The organism is Lysobacter auxotrophicus (assembly GCF_027924565.1).
GTDB classification, from domain to species: domain Bacteria; phylum Pseudomonadota; class Gammaproteobacteria; order Xanthomonadales; family Xanthomonadaceae; genus Lysobacter_J; species Lysobacter_J auxotrophicus.
The window spans coordinates 3,292,994-3,317,219 of sequence record NZ_AP027041.1; the positions used below are offsets into that span (position 1 = coordinate 3,292,994).

The window sequence follows — 24,226 nt, forward strand, 5'->3', positions numbered from 1 at the left end:
CGATCACTCCAGCCGCAACGTCGCGTCGCCCGAAAAACTTTCGATCGATACATCGCCATCGCCGTTGCCGTAACGGTGGTCGAAGCTCGAACCCGGGCCGTGTTTGGGCCGGTTGATCTGCGCGCCCGGCGCAGTCAGGTCGCCGCTGAAACTCTCGCCGCGCACGTTCGCCGACAGGCTCCTGGGCAGCGTGAGGTCGAGGTCGCCGCTGACGGTTTCCAGCGTGACGCGGCCGTTGTTCGCCAGCGCGGTGTTGATGCGGATGTCGCCCGACACTGTAGAGCCCGACAGCTTCTGCACGCGCGTGTTGAGCGTGGACACATCGACGCGGCCGGACACCGTTTCGACGCGCACCTCGCCGTCGAGGCGGCCGCGCAGGTTGAGGTCGCCGCTCACCGTTTCCGCGCTGACGCGGCTGGAATTGATGGTGAGCATCAGGTCGCCGCTGACGCTGTCGAAGTCGGCTTCGCGCGGCGCGGCGGCGACGGTGACCTCGCCGCTGACCGAGTCGACCGACAGCTCGTTCGACGCGACACCTTCGATGTTCACGTCGGCGGAGACCACGTCGATGTCGAGGTCGGCGCGGATCGGCACCATCAGCACCAGGTCGGTCGGCTCGCTCTTGTCGCTTCCGCCGAACACGCCCATGCCGCTGCGGTTGGGGTACTTCACGCGGATGCTGAGGTGCTCGCGGTCGCCGTCGATTTCCAGGCGTTCCACGCCCTGACCGAGGCTGCCTTCGATCTTCACTTCCGGCTTGTCCCAGGCGCGGACCTGGACGTTGCCCTTGAGGTTTTCGATCTCGACCCGGCCGCGCGGGTCCAGCGGACGCGACTCGTTGATCGGCGTGGCGGCGAAGGCGCCGTGCGCCGTCAGCAGGGCCAGGCCGAATGCGAGGCGTTGGATGTGGGCGCGGGTCATGGACGTTCTCCGGGAATCGGGCTTCGGTTCTTGGGGTTGCAGGTGGGTGGATCGCGGCATCTGGATGGCTACCGTCATGCGTAGGCGACACGTTGCGCAAGTGCGAGTCGGCGCGCGTAGGTCCTGCGAAGCTGCTCCAGCAGCAGGCGCGAGTTGGGGTCGTGGGCCAATGCGTCGAGGATCAGTGCCGCATTGCGATCGAGTTCGTCGAACGCCGGCTGCAGTTCCGCCGGCGGCCGGCCGGGGCCGACTTCGATCATCGCGGCCTGGTACTGGCGCTGCATGCCGTGCGCTTCCAGCTGCACGAGCGTTTCGCGCGGCGCGGATTCCGCGCCCGGATTCGCCGGACCCTGCGCGCCGTCGCGCCACAGGCCGATCATGCCGACGGCCAGTACGAGCGTGGCGGCCATCGCGACCGGCGCGATCCAGCGCGGCCGCTGCGGTGCGACCTGGCGCGGCTGCGCCTGGATGCGCTGCGCGATGCCGGCCCACAGGTCGCGTTCGGGCGCTTCGTCGCGGCGCATCGCCCGAAGCTGCCAGCGCAGCGCATCGGGCAGGTCGTCGCGGGTGTCGTCAGTGTGCTTGGTGTTCATCCGTGTGCCTCCAACCGGTCGCGCAACAGGTTGCGCGCGCGATGCAATTGCGCTTTCGAACTGCCGACCGCCATGCCGAGTTCGGCGGCGATCTCCTCGTGCTTCCAGCCTTCCACGTCGTACAGGACCAGCACCGCGCGGGCGCGCGGCGGCAGGCTGGCGACGGCGCGGTCCAGGTCCATGGACAGCGCGGTGGTATGTCCGGCCGAATCGGCGCTGCCGATCAGGTCGAAGATTTCCTCGTCCGAGTCGCCCTCGTCCTGAGGCCGGCTGCGGCGGCTGCGCAGTTCCATCAGCGCGGTGTTGACGGCCAGCCGGTGCAGCCAGGTCGAGAACGACGACTCGAACCGGAACGCCGGCAACGCCTGCCACGCGCGGACGAAGGCTTCCTGCGTCAGGTCCTCGGCACGGGCGCCGTGGCCGCCGACCAGCCGGGCGATCACGCCATGGACGCGGCCGGCATGGCGGCGATACAGCGCCTCGAAGGCCCGCATCTCGCCGCGCGCGGCCGCCGCCACCAGGCTGCGCTCCTCGCTGCCGTCGTCGGGGACGGCGGGGGCATCGGTCAGGCTTTCGGTCACGACGGTCAGCATGTCCCTATGGATGCGCCGAACGGAGCGCGGGTTTAAGGGGCCGGCGTCGGCTCACGCCAGGGGGCCAGGCCTTCGAGCAGCGGACCCAGCTTGTCGGCGTACGGCGCCCAGGCTGCCTTGCGGTCCTTGATGATGCCGCCACGCATCTGCGGGCTGCTGGCGGTCGCCACGGCGCCGGGACGGTCCAGTGTGGTCGCCGCCGTGTCCCACGGCAGGCCGCAGAACGCGAGCACCTGTCGCATCACGCCTTCGGGGTCGGCCACCAGCGCGTCGTAGCGTACGTCCAGGATCCGGCCCGGCATCACCGCGTGCCAGTGGTCCATCAGCCGCCGGTACTGGCCGTACCACTCGGCCAGTTCGCGCTGGTCGTAGGAGAACGTATTCACGTCGGAGAACATCGTGCGCAGGTTCGAAAAGCACGTGTCGACCGGGTCGCGCACCATGTGCAGGATGCGCGCGTGCGGCAGGGCGCGGGCGATGAAGCCCAGGTTGAGGAAGTTCGACGGCAGCTTCTCGGTCAGCACCGCCCTGCCCTTCGTGCGCGCGGCCGTGTGCTCCAGGAAACGCCGGCCGAGCGCGGCGTAATCGACCTTGTCCGCCCGCCGCACCAGTTCCGCGTCGAGCACGCCGCGGCTGCGGTAGTCGGCGAAGTAGCGCATCTGCGAGGTGAACGAGTACGTCTCGCCGCCATCGGTGACGTCCGGATGCCCGCCCAGCAGTTGCTCCAGCAACGTGCTGCCGGAGCGGTGCATGCCGACGACGAACACCGGCCGGTACGGCGCCGGTTCGTCGGCGTGGGCGCGCCCGGCGTCGACGAACGCGGCATCGCACGTCTTCATCAGGCCTTCGAACATGCGTCGTGCGTCGGTCCGGTCGTGCGGCGTGAGCTGGCGCTTGGTGCGGCAGGCGTGGTCGAGCGCCTGCCAGGATTCCTCGTAGGCGCCGATGTCGTGCGTCTCGTTGTGCACGGCGTAGGCGAGGTACACGCGGCTTTCGCTGCCCGGCGGCACGCGCGGGATGAGCGCCTTCATGCGCGCGACGTGGTTGTTGTCCGGCGTCTGCTTGCGCAGGCGCGAAAGCACCCAGTGCGCCTGCGCGTAAGTCGGCAGGATGGCGATGCACTGCTCCAGTTCGCGATCGGCCTCGTCCATCTGGCCGAAGAACATGTGCACCACGCCGCGGAAATAGCGCGCCGGCGCGTGCCGCGCGTCGCGCTGCACGGCAAGGTCCAGCAATTGCATCGCCAGTTCGTTCTCGCCGCTGGTGCTCACCAGCATGGCGACTTCCGTCAGCCACGCAGCGGAACGCCGCTCCTCCCAGCGCGAATGCGCCAGGCACTCCATCAGCAACGCGGGCTCGTTGAACAGACGAAGCGCGCGCGCGAGGTTCAGTACCGCCTCGTCGCCTTGCGGCCGCGCCGCCAGCGCGCGCACGGCGTAGTCGCGCGAATCGCGATAACGGCCGAGCGACAGCGCCATGCGCGAGGCGCGCAGCATGGCCATGACGTGGCCGGGGTCGTGTTCGAGCACGCCGTCGTAGGCGGACAGCGCGGCAGCCCACTGGCCCTGCTTGGCGTAGGTCTCGGCGCGCTGCCAGAGCGTTGCGACGTTCATGTCCACTCCTGCGGCGGTTGCATCGGCAGCGGCGTTCCCAGGTACGGAAGGACAAAGCGTTCGGCCCAGTCGCGGGCGCGGGCCAGTTCGGTACCGAACCGCGCCTGCACCATCCGCGCTTCCTGTTCGCGTTGCTGCGCGCTGTATTCCACGGCCATCGCCTTCGCGTTGCGATGGGCGACCTCGCGGGTGCGCTCGCGCAATGCGTTCTCCGGCGATGACCATCGCCACCAGCGTGCGCAGGCGACGACGACGTTTTCCGGATCGTCAGCAAGCGTGGCGAAATCCAGCACGCGCACGCGTTCGCCGAACCCGCGCACGAGGCCGGCGAGCAGATCGCGTTGCGCCGCCCACTGCAGCGCCACCGCGCACAGCAGGTCCGGCGGCTGCAGCGCCTGCGCGGGTAGCCGCGCGTGCAGCGTTCCGGCGCGCAGCGCGCGCTCGGCGAGCTCGGGCACTTTCGCCTGCGTTTCCGGGGTTTTCTTGAGGTTCGAGACGAGGAAATCGTCCAAGGTCGAGGTCAGCAGCACCGCGCGGCTGTCCGGCGTGACACGCAGCAGGTCCGGCGCGATGTTCAGCGCGGCATGCGTGGCCTTCACCAGCACGTCGCCATCGGGCGTCCATGGGCGCGACAGCAGCCGCACGGCGATGTCGCAGAGCCCGTCGATCGACCAGCCCGCGTGCCGCGCGTCGGCCAGTCGCCGCAGGACCAGCGGCTCCTTCAGCGCTACGTGGTGCGCGGGCAGGTGCGCGGCGCGCGCGAGCAGCGTCGAACCGCAGAACGAGGTGTGGAACAACCATGCCGGGGTGCGCTGCGGCAGCATCGCGAAGCGGTCGGCCGCGATCGGCTCGACGGACGCAAGCGTCGCGTCCAGTCGTGTGTCGAGGAAGGTCGAACGCTCCAGCACGCCGGCGTCGAGCATCGCCATGTCGAAGCGGCGATCGGGTACGTGCAGGTCCACGGGGAACCACCGCGCGTCGCTCGCGTGCGTCGGCAACGTGGCTTCGAAGCTCGTGGTTTCCACGCGCCCTCCCCGGGTCGGATGTGCGGTCAGGCCGGGGCGCGCTGGCGTTCGAACTTGATCGCGAACGTGTAGCGCGGCGCGTAGCAGATGCGATTGGGCGGACGGCCGACGTGCTTGATCGCACCGTCGAAGATCACCAGCCTGCCCGGACGCGGCTGCACCGCGGCGGCCACTTCGTCGTTCGCGTCGAAGAACATCGTCTCGCCGCCCCACTCCAGGTCCCACTGCTCGCACAGGTACCACAGCGCGGTGAGGTCATGCTGCTCGGGCAGGCAGTCGGTATGACTGAAAAGCATGTCGCCGAACGTGGCGACGTTGGTGTACGCGCGGTACGGTCGGTAGCCGTATTCGCGCGTGGTGAACCCCAGCACCGCGCGCGCGGTGACCTCGAAGATCGGCTGCTGCACGAGCGCCTCGAGCTTCACTTCCGTGGCCCAGTGCTTGTGCTCCGCCGTCTCAGGCCGGGCGACTTCGGTGCGGGTGAACGCGGCCTTCGCCAGGCCGCGCACGTAGTCCGCCACGTTGGGCAGGTGCCCGTCGAACACCCGCAGCGGGCGGCCGTCGATCTCGAATTCACGACTGGCCGCGAGCGCGGCGGGGTTCGGTGTCATGCAGGCCTCAGTTGCCCAGTGCCTTGGCGATGCGCTGCTGCTCGTCCTTCAACGCCTGCGGCATGCGCGGGCCGTATTCGTCGAGGTATTCGCCGATGCTGGCGAACTCCGCCTGCCAGCCCTCGCGCTCGAAACCGAACAACTTCGCGCGCGCCTCGTCGGTCAGCTGCACGCCGTCGAGGTTGATCTCGTCGTCCTTCGGCAGGTGGCCGATCGGCGTTTCGACCGAACCGGCCTCGCCCTTCACGCGCTGGATCATCCACTCCAGCACGCGCAGGTTCTCGCCGAACCCCGGCCACAGGAACGAGCCGTCGTCGCCCTTGCGGAACCAGTTGACGTGGAAGATCTTCGGCAGGTTCGCGCCGGCCTGGTCGAACGAGAGCCAGTGCGTGAAGTAGTCGGCGAAGTTGTAGCCGCAGAAGGGCTTCATCGCCATTGGATCGCGGCGCATCACGCCGACCGCGCCCGTGGCGGCGGCGGTGGTTTCCGACCCCATCGCGGCGCCGACCAGCACGCCGTGCGTCCAGTCGCGCGCTTCGAACACCAGCGGCACCAGCGACGGGCGGCGACCGCCAAAGACGATCGCGCTGATCGGCACGCCCGCGGCGTTCTCGGCTTCCGGCGAGTAGCTCGGGCACTGCTTCGCGCTCACGGTGAAGCGGGAGTTGGGATGTGCCGCCGGGCCCTTCGCCGGGTCGTAGGCGTTGCCGCGCCAGTCGGTGACCGGCGTCTGGCCGTCGTCCAGGCCTTCCCACCACGGCTGGTTGTCGGCGGTGACGCCGACGTTGGTGAAGATGGTGTTGCTCTGGATCGACTTGAGCGCGTTCGGGTTCGACTTGGCCGAGGTGCCCGGCGCGACGCCGAAGAAGCCGGCTTCCGGGTTGATCGCGTAGAGGCGGCCGTCCGCGCCCGGGCGCATCCAGCAGATATCGTCGCCGACGGTCCAGACCTTCCAGCCCTTCGCGCGATAGCCTTCCGGCGGAATCAGCATCGCCAGGTTGGTCTTGCCGCACGCCGACGGGAACGCCGCGGCGATGTAATGCGTCTCGCCCTGCGGGTTTTCCAGGCCGAGGATCAGCATGTGCTCGGCGAGCCAGCCTTCCGAACGCGCCTGGTGCGAGGCGATGCGCAGCGCATGGCACTTCTTGCCCAGCAGCGCGTTGCCGCCGTAGCCCGAACCGAACGACTTGATCGTAAGTTCTTCCGGGAAATGCATGATGAAACGGCGCTCCGGATCGAGCTCCCCGATGGAGTGCAGACCCTTCACGAACGTGCCTTCGCGCTCGATGCGCGCCAGCGACGGCGCGCCCATACGCGTCATGATGCGCATGTTCGCCACGACGTACGGGCTATCGGTGATCTCCACGCCGCAACGCGACAGCGGCGAATCGATCGGGCCCATGCAGTACGGGATCACGTACATCGTGCGGCCCTTCATGCAGCCGTCGAAGAGCGCGTCCATCTTCGCGTGGCCGTCGGCCGGGGCCATCCAGTGGTTGTTCGGACCCGCGTCGTCCTGCCTGCTCGTGCAGACGAAGGTGAGGTGCTCGACACGAGCGACGTCGTCCGGATGCGAGCGGTGCAGGTAGCTGTTCGGATGCGTGGACTCGTTGAGCTTGACGAGCGTGCCGTCGGCCTCCATCTGCGCGATGAGCGCGGCGTTCTCGGCATCGCTGCCGTCGCACCAGTGGATCGCGTCGGGCTTGGTCAGCGCGGCGACTTCGGCGACCCAGGCGTTGAGGGCGGCGAGCTTGCTGCCCTGGCTCCCCGGCGCGACGGCAGGTTTGGCGACGTCATGGGAAATGGCATTCATTGCGGAACTACCTCCAGCGGGGGCCGGTTTTCAGGGGAAACTGGTTTTCAGGCTGACGGGATGAGCGTCGCCATCATGTGCTCGACGTACGCCTCGAACTCGTCGTGCTGCATGCGCGCCTGGTGCAGCTGCAGGTTCAGCTGCAGGAAGCCGACGTACGCCGCGTAGAGCAGGCGGGCGCGATGCTGGGCGTCGGTCCGGCTGAGCCCGGCCTGTCGGAACGAGGCGGTCAGGTATTCCAGGCGACGCTCCGACACGCGCCCGATGACCGGCTGCACCGCCGGATGATCCAGCGCCTTGAGCAGCTCGGAATAGATGACGTGCGACTTGAACTCGTGCGCGACCAGCGTGAACAGCGCGCGCAGGCGCTCGCGTGGGTCGGAAATGGGTTCGAGCTGGCCGAAGACGGTTTCCTGTTCGACCTTCTCCCAGCGCTCCAACGCAGCGACGAGCAGGGCGTCGCGCGAGGGGAAATGCCAGTAGAAGCTGCCCTTGGTGACGCCGAGCCGGCGCGCGAGCGGTTCGACCGCGACGGCGGCGACGCCCTGTTCGGCGATCAGGTCGAGCGCGGCCTGGGCCCAATCGTCGGCGCTGAGCCGGCCGGTGCGTTCGGGCGCGGGCTTCGCGTGCGCCGCCCTGTCGCCGGGTCCGCTTTCGCCGGGGCGATCCTGGCCGGCTCCTTCGTGCTTCGTCTGGGCGTCTGAGCTCATGGTTTCAAGTTTAACCATACGCCAGTGGCGGGAACAGTATGCAGGCCGTCAAGAACCCCGAAAGAAGGCATGAAGGCCGCCGACAATGGGGAAAGCGAGTTGACAGGTACGCGGCGATATTACCATACTCGTCCGTATGGCAAGCGTTTGATGCGCGCGCTTGAATGCCTCGTTTCCCGCCAGGCGCCTGCGCATCGCCGCGACCCGACCCAACATACCTTCTATACGTACCGCCGCACCGCTGCTGGAGCGCTGTCATGAGCATCGCGATTCCCTTCATTGCCTTCCTGCTGGTCGGCGCCATCGCCGCCTACCATCGCCTTCGACTTCCGGTCTGGGCGGCGCTGACCGCGACCGCGTTGGTCGCGTGCTGGCTCCTCGGCGCCAGCGGCACGGCGACGGTCGTGGCCGCCATCGTCACCGCGGTGATCGCGGTGCCGCTGCTGCTGCCGCAGTTCCGCCTGCCGTTCATCACCAAGCCGCTGCTGGGCTTCTACACCAAGATCCTGCCGCCGTTGTCGGAAACCGAGCGCGTCGCGCTGGAAGCCGGCACCGTCGGCTGGGAAGGCCAGCTGTTCTCCGGCAAGCCCGACTGGGACGTGCTGCACAACCAGCCGCGGCCGACGCTGAGCGCCGACGAGCAGGCCTTCCTCGACGGCCCGGTCGAAGAACTGTGCAAGATGATCGACGACTGGCAGATCACGCACGTCGACGCCGATCTGTCGCCGGAGCTGTGGGACTTCATCAAGAAGAACAAGTTCTTCGGCATGATCGTGCCGAAGGAATACGGCGGCCTGGGCTTCACCGCGCTGGGTAACCACAAGGTGATCCAGAAGCTGGCGTCGATGTCGTCGGTGGTGTCCTCCACCGTCGGCGTGCCGAACTCGCTCGGCCCGGCCGAGCTGCTGATGCACTACGGCACGCAGGAACAGAAGGACCATTACCTGCCGCGCCTGGCCGACGGCCGTGAAGTGCCCTGCTTCGGCCTGACCGGTCCGTGGGCGGGTTCGGACGCGACGTCGATCCCCGACTACGGCATCGTCTGCATGGGCGAATGGAACGGCGCGCGCGTGGTCGGCGTGAAGCTGACCTTCGACAAGCGCTACATCACGCTCGCCCCGGTCGCCACGCTGATCGGCCTGGCGTTCCGCATGTACGACCCGGAAGGCCTCATCGGCGACAAGGAAGACATCGGCATCACGCTGGCGCTGCTGCCGCGCGACACCGCCGGCGTCGAGATCGGCCGCCGCGCGATGCCGCTCAACAGCCCGTTCCAGAACGGCCCGATCCGCGGCAAGGACGTCTTCATCCCGCTGAGCCAGCTGATCGGCGGCGAAGCCTACGCCGGCAAGGGCTGGCAGATGCTGGTCGAATGCCTGTCGATCGGCCGTTCGATCACGCTGCCGTCCACCGCCTCGGGCGGTTCGAAGTTCGGCGCCGTCGTCACCGGTTCCTACGCGCGCATCCGCAAGCAGTTCGGCCTGTCGGTCGGCCGCTTCGAAGGCGTGGAGGAAGCGCTCGCCCGCATCGGCGGCAATGCGTACACGATCAGCGCGCTGGCCGAAGCCTCGGCCGCCGCAGTGGCGCGCGGCGAACTGCCGGCGGTGCCGTCGACGATCTCGAAGTACCACTGCACCGAACTGGGCCGTGAAGTCGCACGCGACACGATGGACATCATCGGCGGCAAGGGCATCATTCTGGGGCCGCGCAACTTCGCCGGCCGCAACTGGCAGGCGGCGCCGATCATGATCACGGTGGAAGGCGCGAACATCATGACGCGCTCGCTGATGATTTTCGGCCAGGGCGCGATCCTGTGCCACCCGTGGGTGCTGAAGGAAATGAAGGCCGCCACGCTGCCCGATCCGGACGAGCGCCTGCGCGAGTTCGACCGCAACCTGTTCGGGCACATCGGTTTCGCGATTTCCAACGCCGTGCGTTCGTTCTGGTTCGGCCTGACGTCCGCGCGCTTCGGCAAGGCGCCGGGCGATGCGTACACGCGCCGTTACTACCGCAAGCTCAACCGCTATTCGGCGGCGCTGGCGCTGTGCGCGGATACCTCGATGCTGCTGCTCGGCGGCAAGCTGAAGTTCAAGGAATCGCTGTCGGGCCGCCTCGGCGACGTGCTGAGCAACCTGTACATCGCCAGCGCGCTGCTCAAGCGCTACCAGGACGAAGGCTGCCCGGTGACCGACCAGCCGCTGCTGGCGTGGTCGATCCACAATGCGACCTTCAAGATCGAAAAGGCGTTCTCCGGCGCGCTGCGCAACTTCCCGATCCGTCCGATCGGCTGGCTGCTGTGGGCGCTGGTGTTCCCGCTGGGCCGCCGCGCGCAGTACCCGAGCGATCGCCTCGGCCACAAGGTCGCATCCCTGCTGATGTCGCCGAACGAAGCACGCGATCGTCTCGCCAAGGGCGTGTTCCTCACGCCGACGGCGAACAACCCGGGCGGCCGCATCGCCAGTTACCTGCAGAAGGCCGTGCTGGCCGAGCCGGTGGAGCGCAAGTTCCTCAAGGCGCTCAAGCAGAAGGGCATCGAGGCGCACGATTTCGCCGCGCAGCTGGAGGAAGGCGTGCGCGAGGGCTGGATCACCGCCGACGAGCGTCGCCAGCTGGAAGAGCTGCGCGAGCTGACGATCGACACGATCAGCGTCGACGACTTCGATCCCGAGGAGCTGCGCGCCGCGACCTCGCAGATCGGCAAGCAGGACAACCGCTACGCCGCCTGACCGGCGACCTCGCAACGACCACACGACGGCGGGCATGTCCCGCCGTCGTGCTATCCGGCCCACGAAGGACATCGCATGTCGACGCCCCTGCTCTCGCTGTATCGCAAGATCACCCGCTGGCCCGCCGGACACTGGCTGTTCTCGCGCGCGATCTGCTTCAAGGCGCCCTACTTCGGCACCATCGCGCCACGCATCGTGTCGCTGGCGCCGAACTGCTGCGAGGTGCGCATCCGCGACCGCCGCCGCGTCCACAACCACATCGGCACCGTGCACGCGATCGCGCTGTGCAACCTCGCCGAACTGGCCGCCGGCGTCATGACCGATGCGACCTTGCCGCCGTCGATGCGCTGGATCCCCAAGGGCATGACGGTCGAGTATTTGAAGAAGGCGACCGGCACGATGCACGGCGTCGCGACGCCGGACGTCCCGCTGGTCGAATCCGCGTCGGGTTACGAACTGCCCGTCACCGTCATCGTGAAGAACGACGCGGGCGAAGCGGTCTTCCGCGCATCGATCTCGATGTGGGTGTCGCCGAGGAAGTAGGTGGCCGAGGATAGACGGGAAACGAAACATTCCCATGGTGCCGGGCACCGAAGCTAGCGACCCTTGGCATGTCGAGTCCTCGGGGAATGTTCGATGTCCACACTAACCTGCCCTCACTGCTTGAACGAGAACGTGCCTCATGGCGCAACGGTATGCCGCGGTTGCCATGCAGAAGTCGAGTACGGCGTCCCGCCGATGGCCTATGTATGGATTCTGCTCTTAGCGGTGGTTCTCGGCTTTTGGCTTGGCTTCAGTCTCCACCCGTGGATCGGATGGGCCGTGTTCGGCACTGCATTGTCGGGGGAGTGCACCTCGGCAAAAAGGCATTCTCCGATCGCGTGGAGTTCAAGCGGCGCTACCACACCCGATGAACTGCTCAGCGGATCAATACGGCTAAACCAGCCACCAGCGCCGGCACCGCTTGCACGTAGAAGATCCGCTTGTTGACCGTCGCCGCGCCGAACACGCCGGCGATGACGACGCAGGCGAGGAAGAACGTCGCGACGTCGCGGCGTTCGCCGATGATCGACCAGACGAGGCCCGCGGCGAGGAAGCCGTTGTAGAGGCCCTGGTTCGCGGCGAGGACCTTCGTCGACTCGGCCTTCTCGCGCGTGAGGCGGAAAACCTTCATGCCCAGCGGGCGCGTCCACAGGAACATCTCCAGCACCAGGAAGTAGGCGTGCAGGAGTGCGACGAGGGCGATCAGCAGCAACACGAGCATGGACATTCCGGTTCTCCGCGCGACTGCCTCTGGAAGCCGTCATCCCGGCGAAGGCCGGGCCCGAGGCTGACACGCGCACCGTAGCGGTTGCCGCGGCGTGATGCACGTGTTCCGCAGGGGTGGGCCACAGAGCGAAGCGATGCGGCGTATGGCGTGACGACCTGGGTCCCGGTCTTCGCCCGGCTGACGCCGATCCGACGCGCGTTCTTCGGCGGACGCACTACGTCGCCGGTTGCGCCTCCGGCTGCGGCGATTCCTCGACGCGCCGCGACATGCGCCAGCCGATCGTCGCCGCGCTCAGCGCGGCGAGCGCGCTGATGCCGGCGAACGCGCCGATGCTGACGCCCAGCGTGCGCAGTGCGTTCATGCCAAGCGCGATGGCCGTGTCGCCGAAGCGCCACACCGCGGTGTCCACCGCGTTCTGGCCCTTGTAGCGGACGTTGCGCGGCACGCGTGCGTAGAGGCTGTGGCGCGCCGGTTCGGCCATGCCGTAGGCCAGGCCGCGACTGACGATCAGGGCGATCGCCACCGCAGGGAAACCGAACGCCATCGGCGCGTGCGGGTCGGGCGAGAACACCACCAGCGACAACGCGAACATGCTCACCACCGCCCACACCAGGATCACCGGCCCTGGCCCACGACGCGGCAGCAGCCAGCGCGTCAGCGTGAGCTGGGTGAGGACCGTGAGCACGTTCGCCACCTGGTCCACGCGCGCGGCGAACGCAGTGCGCGAGACCGCATCGGTGAACGTCGCGCCCGAATAGTCGGCGACCAGCGCGTAGTTCACCGTGCCGATGCCATCGGCAAGCAGCAGCAGGATCGCCATGTTGCGCATGAACGGGTCGGTGAACACCTGCTTGAGGCCGTCGAGCATGCCGCCACCGATCGGCGCTTCATGCGCGGCTTCGAACCGCCGTTCGCCGTGCGTCCGCGCCCAGCGCCCGAGCAGCACGATGCACACCACCGCCACGCCCAGCAGCGACGCCGACACCAGCAGCAGCGGCGCCACGCCGATGATGTTGACCAGCGTCGCGGTGAGCGTCGGGCCCGCGAGCGCGCCGCAGGTGCCCGCGACGGCGATGACGGGGAACAGCCGCTTGGCCTGTTCCATGTTCCAGATGTCGGACATGAAGATCCAGAACACCGACACCACGAACAGGTTGAACACGCTGACCCACACGAAGAACACCGTGCCCAGCGCGCGCGGACCGATCAGCGAGGGATCGGCGAACAGCGGCACGAACGCGAACAGGCAGCCGATGAAGAACAGGTACACCAACGGCACGACGATGCGCCGCGAGTAGCGCGCGATGAGCCAGGCGAATACCGGCGTCAGCACCAGCGTGGCGATGAAGGTCGCGCCGTAGAACCACGGCAGCTGCGTCGAACCAACGGCCGCGGTCAGCTGCTCGCGCAGCGGCCGGATCACGTAGTACGCCGCCAGCACGCAGAAGAAATAGGCGAAGGACAGCGCCACCGCGGGCCATTCCCCGCCGCGGATGCGGCCGCCCGGGACGGCGGGCACGCGGTCGTCGTGAGCCTGCGGCATCGCGGTGGAGCTCCGGGGAAGGTGCGGCGAGTTTAACCGCCGTCGACGACGGGGCTTTACCTCGAAGGCCGGCCATCGTGCCGCAACCGGACCGGATGCGTCGCCGCCGGTGCACGGCGGGAGCATTTGCTCTAATGGCGCCACTTACGGTCGGCCGGCGGCCCGGGTTTCGGGTCGGCCGGACGGGCAAGCGCAAGGGCCAGGCACACGTGTTCGACTACATCATCATCGGTGCCGGCTCGGCCGGCTGCGTGCTCGCCAACCGGCTCTCCGCCGATCCCGACGCGAAGGTCCTGCTGCTGGAAGCCGGCCCGCGCGACAGCCATCCCTTCATCCACATGCCGGCGGGCCTGGCCAAGCTGGTGAACAACCGGCGGGTCAACTGGGACTATCACACCGCGCCGGAACCGGCCCTCGACAACCGCACGCTGTGGTGGCCGCGCGGCAAGGTGCTTGGCGGCTCCAGTTCGATCAACGCCATGTGCTACACGCGCGGCGTGCCGGGCGACTACGACGACTGGGCCGCGCAGGGCGCCGACGGGTGGGACTGGGCGTCGGTACTGCCGTACTTCCGCCGCAGCGAACGCAACGCGCGCGGCAGCGACGCGCTGCACGGCGACGAGGGTCCGCTGTACGTGGCCGACCTGCGCCACAGCAACCCGCTGTCGCACGCCTTCATCGAGGCCGGGCACCAGGCGGGGCATCCACTCAACGACGACTTCAACGGCCCCGTGCAGGACGGCTTCGGCCTTTACCAGGTCACGCAGAAGAACGGCGCGCGGTGTTCGAGCGCGGTCGCCTACCTGGATCCGGTGCGCACGCGGCGCAACCTCACCATCGTCACCGACGCGCAGGTCAACCGGATCACCTTCGAACGCGGCCGCGCCAACGGCGTGGTGTACCGCTCGAAGGGCCGCGCGTTCCACCAGGCCGCGGCGCGCGAAGTGCTGCTGTGCGGCGGCGCGCTCAACTCGCCGCAATTGCTGATGCTGTCGGGCATCGGCCCCGCGATGCAGCTGCGCCGCCACGGCATCGACGTCGTCGTCGATGCGCCGCAGGTCGGCGAGAACCTGCAGGACCATCTGGACATCTGCACGCTGCGGCATTGCCCGCAACCGATCACCTACGACCGCCTGAGCGACGCGCGCATCGCGTTCGACTACTACCTGCGCGGCCACAGCGGCATCGGCTCCAGCAACATCGCCGAAGCGGGCGGTTTCGTGCGATCGCGTTTCGCGCCGGACGAACGTCCCGACATCCAGCTGCACTTCGTGCCGGCGATGCTCGACGACCATGGCCGCCATCGCCTGCCGGGCGACGGCTACACCGTGCACGCGTGCTTCCTGCGGCCGCGCAGCCGCGGGCGCGTGCGGCTGATGAGCGCCCATGCCGGCGACCACGTCCGCATCGAGGCCAACTACCTCAGCGACGCGGACGGGTTCGACCTGAAGATGATGGTCGAGTGCGCGAAGCTCTCGCGCGAACTGCTCGCGCAACCGGCCTTCGACGCGTACCGCGGCGCGCCGATCTTCCCGGCGCGCGACGATCTCGACGATGAGGACCTCGTCGCCTTCATCCGCGCGAAGGCCGAGACGATCTACCACCCCGTCGGCACCTGCCGCATGGGGTCGGATGCGTTGTCGGTCGTCGATCCGCAGCTGCGCGTGCGCGGCGTCGAAGGCCTGCGCGTGGTCGATGCATCCGTCATGCCGATGCTGGTCGGCGGCAACACCAACGGGCCAACGATGATGATCGCCGAGCGCGCGGCCGAGCTGATCCGGACCGCCTGACGGGCGCTGCGACCGTGCGTTCCCGCGCAATCTGAATGCCGCGGTTCGCGCAGTCTTCACGCACGAGGGTGCGTCCACAAAAGTGAATGCGAAAATCGTCGGCTCGCGAACTGCGACGCAGTCCACTAAAGCCTGAAAAATCAGGGATGTGTTGCCGACTGTTGCGCTGCCCCCTGAGATAGGCGCTATGATCCCGCGAGATCGTGAAGCAGGGGCGAAGGCCATGAAAAGCAACGTGAAAAAGCCTTCGCGCACCCTGCGCCGCATCGGTGCCGTCGCGCTGTTGCTTCCGCTCACGCTGGGCTCGACCGCGCAGACGCCGCAGCATTCCGGTGCAGCGGTCGCGAGCACCACCGCCTTCAACACGCCGAACGTGCGTCCCGTCGCGCCCCTGCCGCCGGCAGTGCCGCTGCCCGCGGCCTTCGACGTGCGCCAGTTCGAATCGATGGCGCAGCAGCTTGTCGCCAACCAGCGCGTGCCGGGCATGGCGATGGCGATGGTGCACAACGGTCGCGTCCTGAGCGCGCGCGGCTACGGCATCACCGACACCAGCCACGCCGCGCCGGTCGACTCGCACACCGTGTTCCGCCTGGCCTCGCTGTCCAAGAGCTTCGCCGGCACGATGACGGGCCTGCTCGTCAACGACGGCTCGCTGCGCTGGGACAGCAAGCTGGTCGATTACCTGCCGAGCTTCCGCCTCAGCAACCCGCTGGCGTCGCAGCAGCTCACCGTCGCCGACCTGCTCAGCCATCGCGTGGGCCTGACGCACAACGCGTTCGATCGCGACCTGGAGCAGTACGTCGACTACCGCACGCTGACGCAGAAGCTGGCGTACGCGCCGCTGCAGTGCGCGCCGGGCACCTGCTACAGCTACCAGAACGTCGCCTTCAGCCTGGTCGGCGACATGGTCTTCGCCGCCACGGGCGACTTCTACGCGCAGGAAGTGCAGCGCCGCATCTTCAAGCCGCTGGGCATGAACGACGCGAGCCTCGGCCTGGAAGGCATCCAGGCGAGCCCGAGCTGGGCGCGTCCGCACGTGCGCGGTCGCGGCGGCTGGGTGTCGCTGATGCCCAAGACCACCTACTACCAGGTGCTGCCGGCCGCGGGCGTCAACGCCAGCGCGAGCGACATGGCGCAGTACCTGATCGCGCACACCGGCCATCGCCCCGACGTGCTGCCGGCGCCGCTGCTGGCCACGCTGCACCAGCAGCTGGTCGATACGCCGAGCGAGATCCGCGGCTCCTCGTGGCGTCGCACGCGCCTGACCGGCGCCGGGTATGCGCTGGGCTGGCGCACGTACAAGTACGCCGGCCACGACGTCGTCTTCCACGGCGGCGCGGTACAGGGGTATCGCGGCCTGATCGCGATGGTGCCGGAGCTCGACTTCGGCGTGGCGCTCATGTGGAACAGCGAGAGCTCGCTGCCCTCGGGCCTGCTGCCGACGATCCTCGACACCGCACTCGGCCTGCCGCCGGGCCAGTGGCTGGACGACGACATCGACCCGACGCTCTACGCCGAAGCGACCGACGACGCGTCGCCGGATGCCCCGCACGCACCGGGCTCGCACGCTTCGGCTTCGACGGCTGCGCCGCAGTAGGCGGCAGGCGGCGCGATAAGGCGGACGCTGGCGCGCGTTCCTCATGTGGAAGAGGAAACCGGTTGCGCCGGTCGTCTAAGCTCGTCCCGGCGCCATCTGGATCCACGCTGTCGCGCGTGCGTGGATCGTTCGGCAAACCTCACCGGCGCGCCGACGCGCACGACCGGCGTTCTGAGCGCCAGTCATTCCAGCGAACACTGGAATGCATCTTGAGCTCCGACGCCGGCCCCTTCGGCTGACGCACCCGCGTCGCACCGCCGCGCATTCCGCTCCTACGTAACCCCCCTCGCGCGGAAGTGGGCTGAATGCTGCGCCATGCCTCAGCGGAAGCGAACGTGCTTTGTTCCGCTCGCTTCGTCGACCGGCCACCCCGTGTGCGCTTCGCTTACCCGGAGCACACCCACCGCAGCGGTCCCGACGCCAACAACGACATGCACCCCGTCGTCGCGGCGCATGCCGGGCCCCGGACTGATCGCGCGCGCACTCGCCATCCCGGCGACACCGCCCACGACGACGTGCGGTGCCCGAAACGCAGCTGAGCCTGCTTCAAGCAGGCCGCGAACCTGTCGACTCACGGAAGAGGTCCCGCACAGACGCATGAACCTCACCGCGCCCGTCTTCGCCATCCGCCTCTTTCCGACGCCCCAAAAAAAAACTCTCCCCCCGCCTGGGCTGCGGGGAGAGAGCTCGATTACGGTCTTCGGGGCTTTCTTAGATCATCGGCGCCGGGGTAGCCGGCATCGCCGTCACAGCCGCCTTCTTGGCGGTCTTCTTGCGGCTCGACTTCTTGGCAGCCTTCTTCGGAGCCGCCTTCTTGGTCGCCTTCTTGGCGGTCTTCTTCGCGCCAGCCTTCTTGGCCGTCTTGCGGGCGCCGGTCTTCTTGGCGGCCTTCTTCGCGGTCTTCTTGGCGGCGGTCTTGCGGGCACCGGTCTTCTTGGTGGCCTTCTTGGCGGCGGTCTTGCGGGTCGCCTTCTTCGCGGTCTTGCGCGCGCCGGTCTTCTTGGCGGCCTTCTTCGCGGTCTTCTTGGCGGCGGTCTTGCGGGCGCCGGTCTTCTTGGCGGCCTTCTTCACGGTCTTCTTCGCGCCAGCCTTCTTGGCGACCTTCTTCGTCGCCTTCTTGGCGGCGGTCTTTTTCTTCGCAGCTTTCTTCATGGCCATGGTATGGCTCCTCGTCAGTGGTTGATCAGCATTGATCAGTGGTCGTGCAGGTCTATCGCCCAGTAGAACCTAAGCCGCGGGAGTCGGACCCGCGAGCAGCCGCCGACGCGCGAACGCGCCGGTACGGATTTGGTGCCGTCTGCCCATGCGGGCAAACAAAAACCCGGCGCGCGGAATGCGGACCGGGTTGGATGGAGTGCCTGGCCTGCGTGTGCACGGTTCGCGTTTTCGCGGAGGAAACGAACCCTGCGTCCACCGTTTCGACAGCCCGGTCGGAGGTTCGTTTTGTGCCGCGAGTTGTCGCGCTGTCTGTACTCACTCTCTTCCGCAGGAGACGTCTGCTGGGCGAAACCTAATCACGCTTTTTCGGACTGTCAACAACTTCGCTCATTTTTTTTTCAGGCAGGTCGGGATGGCGTCATCGCCGCCGCCGTTCCAAGCGACGCGTCGAACGACGACGACGAAGTTCACCGATCGGCCGACGCGACGACACGCAATTCGCAAACTGCTTTTTTTAAGGGGTTTGCGAAAACGCATCGGCGTGCGGACAGGTTCGACGGTGCGATCGCATGCATGCGTCGCGATGCCGACGACGGGTCGTCGAGGGTGCGCGAAGGCACCCGAAAAAAGTTTTCGCCGACGCCCTCGTTTCGCGTCGCACAAACCCGATTTGCGCGAAAGTGCGCGAACCCGGACGACACTGAAACGACGGTCGGACACGTTCGCGAACAACGCGTCGGGGATGTCGGCGACACCTTCGCGATGCATGCGATGCACCGCGATGCGCGCGGCCGACGCGTCCATCGCCGCATGCCGAAGGTCACCGACGGTGCACCCGGAACGTGTCGTGCATCGCGTTGCGAAGACATCGCGACACCGTCGTCGGACGCTCGCGACGACCGCGCTCACCGGACCGTCACTTCCCGCAACGCGCATCGCGTGCCGCAAAAACAAGACCGGCCGCACTGGGCGGCCGGTCGGTGATCGCTTCGGTTCCCGCGCGGCGCGCCGTGCGGGAATGCCGGACGAGGATCAGTGGTCTTCTTCTTCGAGCAGCTCGGCGTAGTCGTCCGGCGCCAGCAGCTCGTTGAGCTGGTCGGCGTCCTCGATCTCGAGGGTGTAGATCCAGCCTTCGCCGTAGGCGTCCTCGTTGATGGTCTCCGGCTTGTCGGTCAGCGCGGTGTTGACCGACACGACCTTGCCGGTGACCGGTGCGTAGACGTCGGACGCGGCCTTCACCGATTCCACGACGGCGGAGGCGGCGCCGGCTTCGACGCGGTCGCCGACGTTCGGCAGTTCGACGTACACCAGGTCGCCGAGCAGGCCCTGCGCGTGGTCGGAGATGCCGACGGTCACCTTGCCGTCGCCATCGATGCGAGCCCACTCATGGGACTTCATGAACTTCAGATCGCCGGGAATTTCACTCATGACGGGAGCCTCGAAACGTTTGCGGGGGCGGCGGAACAGCGGATGTGGCGCCTAGTCTAACGGCGCAGGATGGGGCGTGCGACAGGGCAATGATCGCGTCGCGGGTTTACGCCAGCACGCCGTCCTGCGGCTGGCCGTCGCGCACGAACGGGAACTTCACCACGCGCACCGGGACTTCCTTGCCGCGGATGTCGACGCGGACATTGCCGGCGGCGCCCAGCGCGATCTTCCCCGCCGGCACGCGCGCGAAGGCGATCGCCTTGCCCAGCGTCGGCGAGAACGTGCCCGACAGGATCTCGCCGTCGCCGTGTTCGGTGACGACCTTCTGGCCGTGGCGCAGCACGCCCTTCTCGTCCATGACCAGGGCGATCATCTGGCGCGGTGCGCCGGCGGCCTTCTGCTGTTCGAGCACGTCGCGACCGATGAAGTCGCGCGGCTTTCCATCGGCCTGGTCGTCGAGCGCGATGGTCCATGCGAGCGCGGCTTCATACGGCGACACGGTGTCGTCCATGTCCTGGCCGTACAGGTTCATGCCCGCTTCCAGGCGCAGCGTGTCGCGCGCGCCGAGGCCCGCCGGCTTCACGCCCGCATCGAGCAGCGCGTTCCAGAACGCGACCGTCCGCGCTTCGGGCACGACGACCTCGAAACCGTCCTCGCCCGTGTAACCGGTGCGCGCGACGAACACGTCGATGCCGTCGACCGTCTTCGCCTCGCCGGCGGCGAACTTGCCCAGCTTGCCGATCGCGTCGCGGTCTTCCTCGCGCAGCAGGCCCAGCACCTTCGCGCGGGCGTTCGGGCCCTGCACGGCGATCATGCCGAAGTCCGGGCGCTCGGTGACGGTCACGTCGAAGGCCTTCGCCTGCTGCGTGATCCACGCCAGGTCCTTCTCGCGCGTGGCGGCGTTGACCACCAGGCGGAAGAAGCCCTCGGCCCGGTAATAGATGATGAGGTCGTCGATCACGCCGCCCTGCGGGTTGAGCATGCAGGTGTACAGCGCCTTGCCCGGGACCTTGAGCTTGTCGACCGAGTTGGCGACGAGGCGGCGCAGGAAGTCGCGCACCTTCGCGCCGTTGAGATCGACCACCGTCATGTGGCTGACGTCGAACATGCCGGCGTCGAGGCGAACCTGGTGGTGTTCCTCGATCTGCGAGCCGTAGTGGATCGGCATGTCCCAGCCACCGAAGTCGACCATCTTGGCGCCGAGGTCGCGGTGGGTCTGGTTGAGGATCGTCTTCTGGGTCATGGCGCGGGAACCTGTCTGCGGGAGCGAGCCCGCGATTATCCCAGAACCCGGCGAGCCCGGCCTGTACGGACTTTCTCCCACGCCTACGCCGGCGAATGGTCCAACGCCGCGGCTGCGCCTATTCGCTCGCGCCTTCGTTGTAGCAGCGCACCGTGGACGGCGTGACGCGCAGGAACTTGCCGGTGCCGCGATCCAGCCGCATCGCCCAGCGCACGGCGGGCAGCATGTCCAGTTCCGACGCGCCATCGGCGCCGGTGTCGATGATCGCGACCACGCCGGTGTCGTCCACGCCGTTGCGCTGGCAGGTGGCGATGGCGACCAGCTCGTCGCGACGCAGCGCCGGATACGGCACGGCATCGGTGATGCGCCATCGCGGCTGGTCGCCGACGCGTTCGACGAACTGCGCGGCGAGCAGCTGCACGGTGCGGTCCTCGTCGTCGTCGAGTGTGGCGATGCTGCGCGCGCACAGCTGCTCGATGCCGGTGCCGACGCCCACGCAACTGCCGGTGTTGGAGCGGAACCCCTTCGGGTACGGCGGCACGAGCTTGCCGATCATCATCGGATTGCCGCCCGCGCGCACGTCGCCCGCGAACGCACTGCCGGCGAGGCACAACGCCGCGATGAGCAAGCCGCGTGCCACGTCGCGTCGCGCCGCCCGTCCCGTCATACCGCCGGCTCGACCAGCAGGCTCATGCCGCGGCTGGAGACGATGCGCACCACCGTGCCGGCCGGAAGCTCCGGGCCGGTGACGTCCCAGTACGCGTCGGCGATCTGCACGCGGCCGTGGCCGTTGACGATGGCGCGTTCCAGCGGAACGACGCTGCCGATCAGCGCCTCGGTGCGGCGGTTGAGCGTGGGCTTGTCGCTGCGCGGTTCGCGGCCGCGGAACCAGCTGCGGTACACCTGGATCGACACGAAGCTCAGCAGGACGAACGCCGCCGCCTGCACGAGGACCGGGACGCCCGGGATCACCAGCACGATCGCGAACACCGCAGCGGCGGCGAAGCCGAGCCACAGCATGAACGCGCCCGGCGCCATCGCTTCTGCGGCGAACAGCAGCAGCGCCACCACCGCCCAGGTCATCGTCTCGGTGTTCCACTGCATCGGTCAGCCTCCCAGCCGGGGCGACGGCGGCGGCGTGCGCGTCGAGGCCTGCGCGGCGAGCGCGTCGCTGCCCAGCGCGTTCTTCGCCAGCTCGGCGATGCCGGCGAGCGAGCCGATCACGCCGGTGGCTTCCATCGGCATCATCACGAACTTCTGGTTCGGCGCCTCGGCCAGCGCCTTGAACGCCTCGATGTATTTCTGCGCGACGAAGTAATTGATGGCGTTGACGTTGCCGCCGGCGATCGCGTCCGACACCAGCTGCGTCGCCTTCGCTTCCGCCTCGGCCAGGCGCTCGCGCGCCTCGGCTTCGCGGAAGGCGGCTTCGCGCTTGCCTTCGGCTTCCAGGATCGCCGCCTGCTTCTCGCCTTCGGCGCGCAGGATCTCCGCCTGGCGATGGCCTTCGGCTTCCAGGATGTTGGCGCGCTTCTCGCGTTCGGCCTTCATCTGGCGCGCCATCGAGTCGACCAGGTCGCGCGGCGGCTGGATGTCCTTGAGCTCGATGCGGTTGACCTTCAGCCCCCACGGATGCGTGGCCTGGTCCACCGCGACCAGCACGCGGGCGTTGATCTCGTCGCGCTTGGACAGCGATTCGTCCAGGTCCAGCGAACCGATCGCGGTGCGGATGTTGGTCATCACCAGGTTGAGGATGGCGACCTCCAGCTGCGCGACCTCGTAGGCGGCCTTGGCCGCGTCGAGCACCTGGAAGTAGACGACGCCGTCGACCTTCACCACGGCGTTGTCCTTGGTGATCACGTCCTGGCTGGGGACGTCCATCACCTGTTCCATCATGTTGATCTTGCGGCCCACGCCGTAGACGATCGGGATCAGGAAGTGCAGGCCCGGATCCATGGTGTGGGTGTAGCGGCCGAACCGCTCGACCGTCCATTCATAGCCCTGCGGCACCATCCGCACGGCCTTCAACACCAGGATGACGCCCGCGAACAGCAGGACGACGCTCAGCACCGCACTCAGTCCCATGATCCCCTCCTGAAAGCCTGTCTTCCGAGTATAGGCCGACCGCTGCGACGGTTTCGGCGCCTCCCGCATCCATGGGGAGGACGATCCAACAAACGCAGGACGCGAGCCCTTGCCCACCAGCGTGCCACCCACTGCCGACGCGCCCCGGAGCAGCTTCGCCATCGACGTCCCCGAGGCGTTGCTGGCACGCGTTCGCGCCGGCGAGCGGGCGGCGTTCGAGCAGATCTACCGCCGCTTCGAGCGGCCCGTGTTCAACCTGGCGCTGCGGATGCTCGGCGGCGCCCACGGGCCGGACGGCGTCGAGGAGGCCTCCGACGTGCTGCAGGAAACCATGCTCAAGGTGTTCAACAAGATCGGCGACTTCCGCGGCGCGGCGAGCGCCGGCCACGGCGACGCCGCCAGCCCGTTCTGGGGCTGGGTCCGGCAGATCGCCGTGAACGAGGCGTTGATGCGGCTGCGCGGGCAGCGTCGTCACCAGTACGACGTGGCGCTGGAAGACGACGAGTTCGCCGTCGACACCGGCCCGCTGCCGACCGCGGCCGCCGATGCCGCCGCACTGAACCGCGCCCTCGCCCGCCTGCCCGCCGCCACCCGCAGCGTGCTGTGGCTGTACCACGCCGAGGGCTACACGCACGAGGAAATCGCGTCGCTGATGCAGCGCACGCCGAGTTTCTCGAAGTCCCAGCTCGCACGCGGCGGTCGCCGCCTGCGCGAACTACTCGAACCGGAGAAGGCCCATGCCTGACACCGACCGCAACGATTCACGCGCCGACTGGAGTAGCGCCTTCGCCGCCCTCCCGATGGAAGCACCGCCATCGGGCGGATGGCAGCGCATGGAACGCGCACTCGACGCGGCGCCCGCGCGCCGGCAGCGGCGCCATTGGCCGGTGTGGCTCGCCGCCGCGGCGATCGGGGCGATCGCGCTCGTGCCGGTGCTGCATCGCAGCGCCGATGAGGCGACTGCGCCGGCGTCGAACGAACTGGCCGCACGCAAGCGCACGCCGGTCGATACCTCGCGCCCGCCGCTGCCCGCCTCGAAGCGACCGGAAACGCGCGTCGCGAACACGACCGAACCGGCGCCATCGAGCGAGGCGACGCGGATCGACGACGCGCCGGCCGCAACGCGCGCCGACGAAACACCGCGCATCGCCAGCGCGATGCCTACCGAAACCGCGCCCGACCCGCGCGCCGCCGAACTTCGCAACCAGGTCGCCACGCTGCAGGCCGAGTCGGCGCAACTGGAAGCGCTCCTCGCCATCGCCCGCGACGATCGCGTCGCATCGGCCAGCGGCGCGGCGCTCGCGGTGGAGTTCGACCGCCGCATCGGCCGCATCGACGCCTCGCTCTCGCAGCCGGGCCTTGACGATGTGGATCGCGCGGCGCTCTGGCAGGCGCGCGTGTCGACGATGCGCGAACTGGCCGGCATCGAAACCACCCAGCGCTGGCTGCTTTCGAGCGGCGAACGCTACGACGGCGCGCTCGTCAGCGTCGATTGACCCCTCTCATCCGC

Annotated in this window: 24 protein-coding genes; 7 read left to right on the forward strand and 17 right to left on the reverse strand. The window is 68.2% G+C overall.

The window, feature by feature from the left end:
- Nucleotides 1-3 precede the first annotated feature (3 nt).
- The 8 genes from LA521A_RS14980 to LA521A_RS15015 all read right to left on the reverse strand — a co-directional run bounded on the left by LA521A_RS14980 (nt 4) and on the right by LA521A_RS15015 (nt 7,879).
- The gene (locus LA521A_RS14980) at nt 4-921 is read right to left on the reverse strand and encodes a DUF4097 family beta strand repeat-containing protein (RefSeq protein WP_281779661.1); all 918 of its coding nucleotides are present in this window, start codon (nt 919-921) and stop codon (nt 4-6) included.
- 74 nt (nt 922-995) lie between these two features.
- The gene (locus LA521A_RS14985) at nt 996-1,514 is read right to left on the reverse strand and encodes a hypothetical protein (RefSeq protein WP_281779662.1); all 519 of its coding nucleotides are present in this window, start codon (nt 1,512-1,514) and stop codon (nt 996-998) included.
- Nucleotides 1,511-2,107 (reverse strand): RNA polymerase sigma factor, encoded by a 597-nt coding sequence (locus tag LA521A_RS14990; protein WP_281779663.1) that lies wholly within the window; start codon nt 2,105-2,107, stop codon nt 1,511-1,513. Before LA521A_RS14990 ends, LA521A_RS14985 begins: the two co-directional genes overlap by 4 nt.
- A 32-nt stretch (nt 2,108-2,139) precedes the next feature.
- On the reverse strand, nt 2,140-3,720 hold the full coding sequence (locus tag LA521A_RS14995; protein WP_281779664.1) for a tetratricopeptide repeat-containing sulfotransferase family protein: 1,581 nt from the start codon (nt 3,718-3,720) through the stop codon (nt 2,140-2,142).
- On the reverse strand, nt 3,717-4,745 hold the full coding sequence (locus LA521A_RS15000) for a hypothetical protein (RefSeq protein WP_281779665.1): 1,029 nt from the start codon (nt 4,743-4,745) through the stop codon (nt 3,717-3,719). The genes LA521A_RS14995 and LA521A_RS15000 overlap by 4 nt, the downstream gene beginning before the upstream one ends.
- A 26-nt stretch (nt 4,746-4,771) precedes the next feature.
- Nucleotides 4,772-5,356 carry a 2OG-Fe(II) oxygenase gene (locus tag LA521A_RS15005; RefSeq protein WP_281779666.1) on the reverse strand — a complete coding sequence of 195 codons (585 nt, stop codon included), beginning with the start codon at nt 5,354-5,356 and terminating at the stop codon, nt 4,772-4,774.
- Between the two features lie 7 nt (nt 5,357-5,363).
- On the reverse strand, nt 5,364-7,169 hold the full coding sequence (locus LA521A_RS15010; RefSeq protein WP_281779667.1) for a phosphoenolpyruvate carboxykinase (GTP): 1,806 nt from the start codon (nt 7,167-7,169) through the stop codon (nt 5,364-5,366).
- Nucleotides 7,170-7,216: 47 nt separating this feature from the next.
- Nucleotides 7,217-7,879 carry a TetR/AcrR family transcriptional regulator gene (locus LA521A_RS15015; RefSeq protein ID WP_281779668.1) on the reverse strand — a complete coding sequence of 221 codons (663 nt, stop codon included), beginning with the start codon at nt 7,877-7,879 and terminating at the stop codon, nt 7,217-7,219.
- 69 nt (nt 7,880-7,948) lie between these two features.
- Between LA521A_RS15015 and LA521A_RS15020 the strand changes: the two genes are divergently transcribed.
- The 3 genes from LA521A_RS15020 (at nt 7,949) to LA521A_RS15030 (ending at nt 11,148) form a co-directional block, all read left to right on the forward strand.
- Nucleotides 7,949-8,140, forward strand: a complete 192-nt coding sequence (locus LA521A_RS15020) for a hypothetical protein (RefSeq protein WP_281779669.1) — start codon at nt 7,949-7,951, stop codon at nt 8,138-8,140.
- On the forward strand, nt 8,137-10,605 hold the full coding sequence (locus LA521A_RS15025; RefSeq protein WP_281779670.1) for an acyl-CoA dehydrogenase: 2,469 nt from the start codon (nt 8,137-8,139) through the stop codon (nt 10,603-10,605). The genes LA521A_RS15020 and LA521A_RS15025 overlap by 4 nt, the downstream gene beginning before the upstream one ends.
- A 75-nt stretch (nt 10,606-10,680) precedes the next feature.
- Complete coding sequence (locus LA521A_RS15030; RefSeq protein WP_281779671.1) at nt 10,681-11,148, forward strand: hotdog fold domain-containing protein; 468 nt, start codon at nt 10,681-10,683, stop codon at nt 11,146-11,148.
- A gap of 376 nt (nt 11,149-11,524) precedes the next feature.
- Here LA521A_RS15030 and LA521A_RS15035 read toward each other — a convergent pair whose 3' ends face one another.
- Both LA521A_RS15035 and LA521A_RS15040 read right to left on the reverse strand, forming a co-directional pair.
- Nucleotides 11,525-11,875 carry a DUF1304 domain-containing protein gene (locus LA521A_RS15035; RefSeq protein WP_281779672.1) on the reverse strand — a complete coding sequence of 117 codons (351 nt, stop codon included), beginning with the start codon at nt 11,873-11,875 and terminating at the stop codon, nt 11,525-11,527.
- A gap of 214 nt (nt 11,876-12,089) precedes the next feature.
- Nucleotides 12,090-13,418, reverse strand: coding sequence for an NTP/NDP exchange transporter (locus tag LA521A_RS15040; protein ID WP_281779673.1), 1,329 nt, complete (start codon nt 13,416-13,418; stop codon nt 12,090-12,092).
- 209 nt (nt 13,419-13,627) lie between these two features.
- On the opposite strand from LA521A_RS15040, the gene LA521A_RS15045 reads away from it, so the two are divergent.
- Nucleotides 13,628-15,208 carry a GMC family oxidoreductase gene (locus LA521A_RS15045; protein WP_281782112.1) on the forward strand — a complete coding sequence of 527 codons (1,581 nt, stop codon included), beginning with the start codon at nt 13,628-13,630 and terminating at the stop codon, nt 15,206-15,208.
- A gap of 223 nt (nt 15,209-15,431) precedes the next feature.
- On the forward strand, nt 15,432-16,805 hold the full coding sequence (locus tag LA521A_RS15050) for a serine hydrolase domain-containing protein (RefSeq protein WP_425494528.1): 1,374 nt from the start codon (nt 15,432-15,434) through the stop codon (nt 16,803-16,805).
- Nucleotides 16,806-17,516: 711 nt separating this feature from the next.
- Here the strand turns inward: LA521A_RS15050 and LA521A_RS15055 are convergent.
- The 7 genes from LA521A_RS15055 to LA521A_RS15085 form a co-directional block, all read right to left on the reverse strand.
- Nucleotides 17,517-17,963 (reverse strand): hypothetical protein, encoded by a 447-nt coding sequence (locus tag LA521A_RS15055; protein WP_281779674.1) that lies wholly within the window; start codon nt 17,961-17,963, stop codon nt 17,517-17,519.
- 387 nt (nt 17,964-18,350) lie between these two features.
- Nucleotides 18,351-18,767, reverse strand: coding sequence for a hypothetical protein (locus LA521A_RS15060; RefSeq protein WP_281779675.1), 417 nt, complete (start codon nt 18,765-18,767; stop codon nt 18,351-18,353).
- A 228-nt stretch (nt 18,768-18,995) separates the two neighbouring features.
- On the reverse strand, nt 18,996-19,391 hold the full coding sequence (gene gcvH, locus LA521A_RS15065) for a glycine cleavage system protein GcvH (protein WP_281779676.1): 396 nt from the start codon (nt 19,389-19,391) through the stop codon (nt 18,996-18,998).
- Nucleotides 19,392-19,497: 106 nt separating this feature from the next.
- Nucleotides 19,498-20,634: a glycine cleavage system aminomethyltransferase GcvT gene (gcvT, locus tag LA521A_RS15070; protein WP_281779677.1), complete on the reverse strand. Its 1,137-nt coding sequence runs from the start codon at nt 20,632-20,634 to the stop codon at nt 19,498-19,500.
- Nucleotides 20,635-20,752: 118 nt separating this feature from the next.
- Nucleotides 20,753-21,274: a hypothetical protein gene (locus LA521A_RS15075; RefSeq protein WP_281779678.1), complete on the reverse strand. Its 522-nt coding sequence runs from the start codon at nt 21,272-21,274 to the stop codon at nt 20,753-20,755.
- A gap of 23 nt (nt 21,275-21,297) precedes the next feature.
- Nucleotides 21,298-21,738, reverse strand: coding sequence for an NfeD family protein (locus LA521A_RS15080; RefSeq protein WP_281779679.1), 441 nt, complete (start codon nt 21,736-21,738; stop codon nt 21,298-21,300).
- Between the two features lie 3 nt (nt 21,739-21,741).
- On the reverse strand, nt 21,742-22,716 hold the full coding sequence (locus LA521A_RS15085; protein WP_281779680.1) for an SPFH domain-containing protein: 975 nt from the start codon (nt 22,714-22,716) through the stop codon (nt 21,742-21,744).
- Nucleotides 22,717-22,825: 109 nt separating this feature from the next.
- Here LA521A_RS15085 and LA521A_RS15090 point away from each other — a divergent pair, with 109 nt between their 5' ends.
- Together LA521A_RS15090 and LA521A_RS15095 are read left to right on the forward strand one after the other, a co-directional pair.
- The gene (locus LA521A_RS15090) at nt 22,826-23,461 is read left to right on the forward strand and encodes an RNA polymerase sigma factor (RefSeq protein WP_281779681.1); all 636 of its coding nucleotides are present in this window, start codon (nt 22,826-22,828) and stop codon (nt 23,459-23,461) included.
- A complete protein-coding gene (locus LA521A_RS15095; RefSeq protein WP_281779682.1) occupies nt 23,454-24,212 on the forward strand; it encodes a hypothetical protein in 759 nt (252 codons plus the stop codon). Before LA521A_RS15090 ends, LA521A_RS15095 begins: the two co-directional genes overlap by 8 nt.
- The last annotated feature ends 14 nt before the right edge of the window (nt 24,213-24,226 follow it).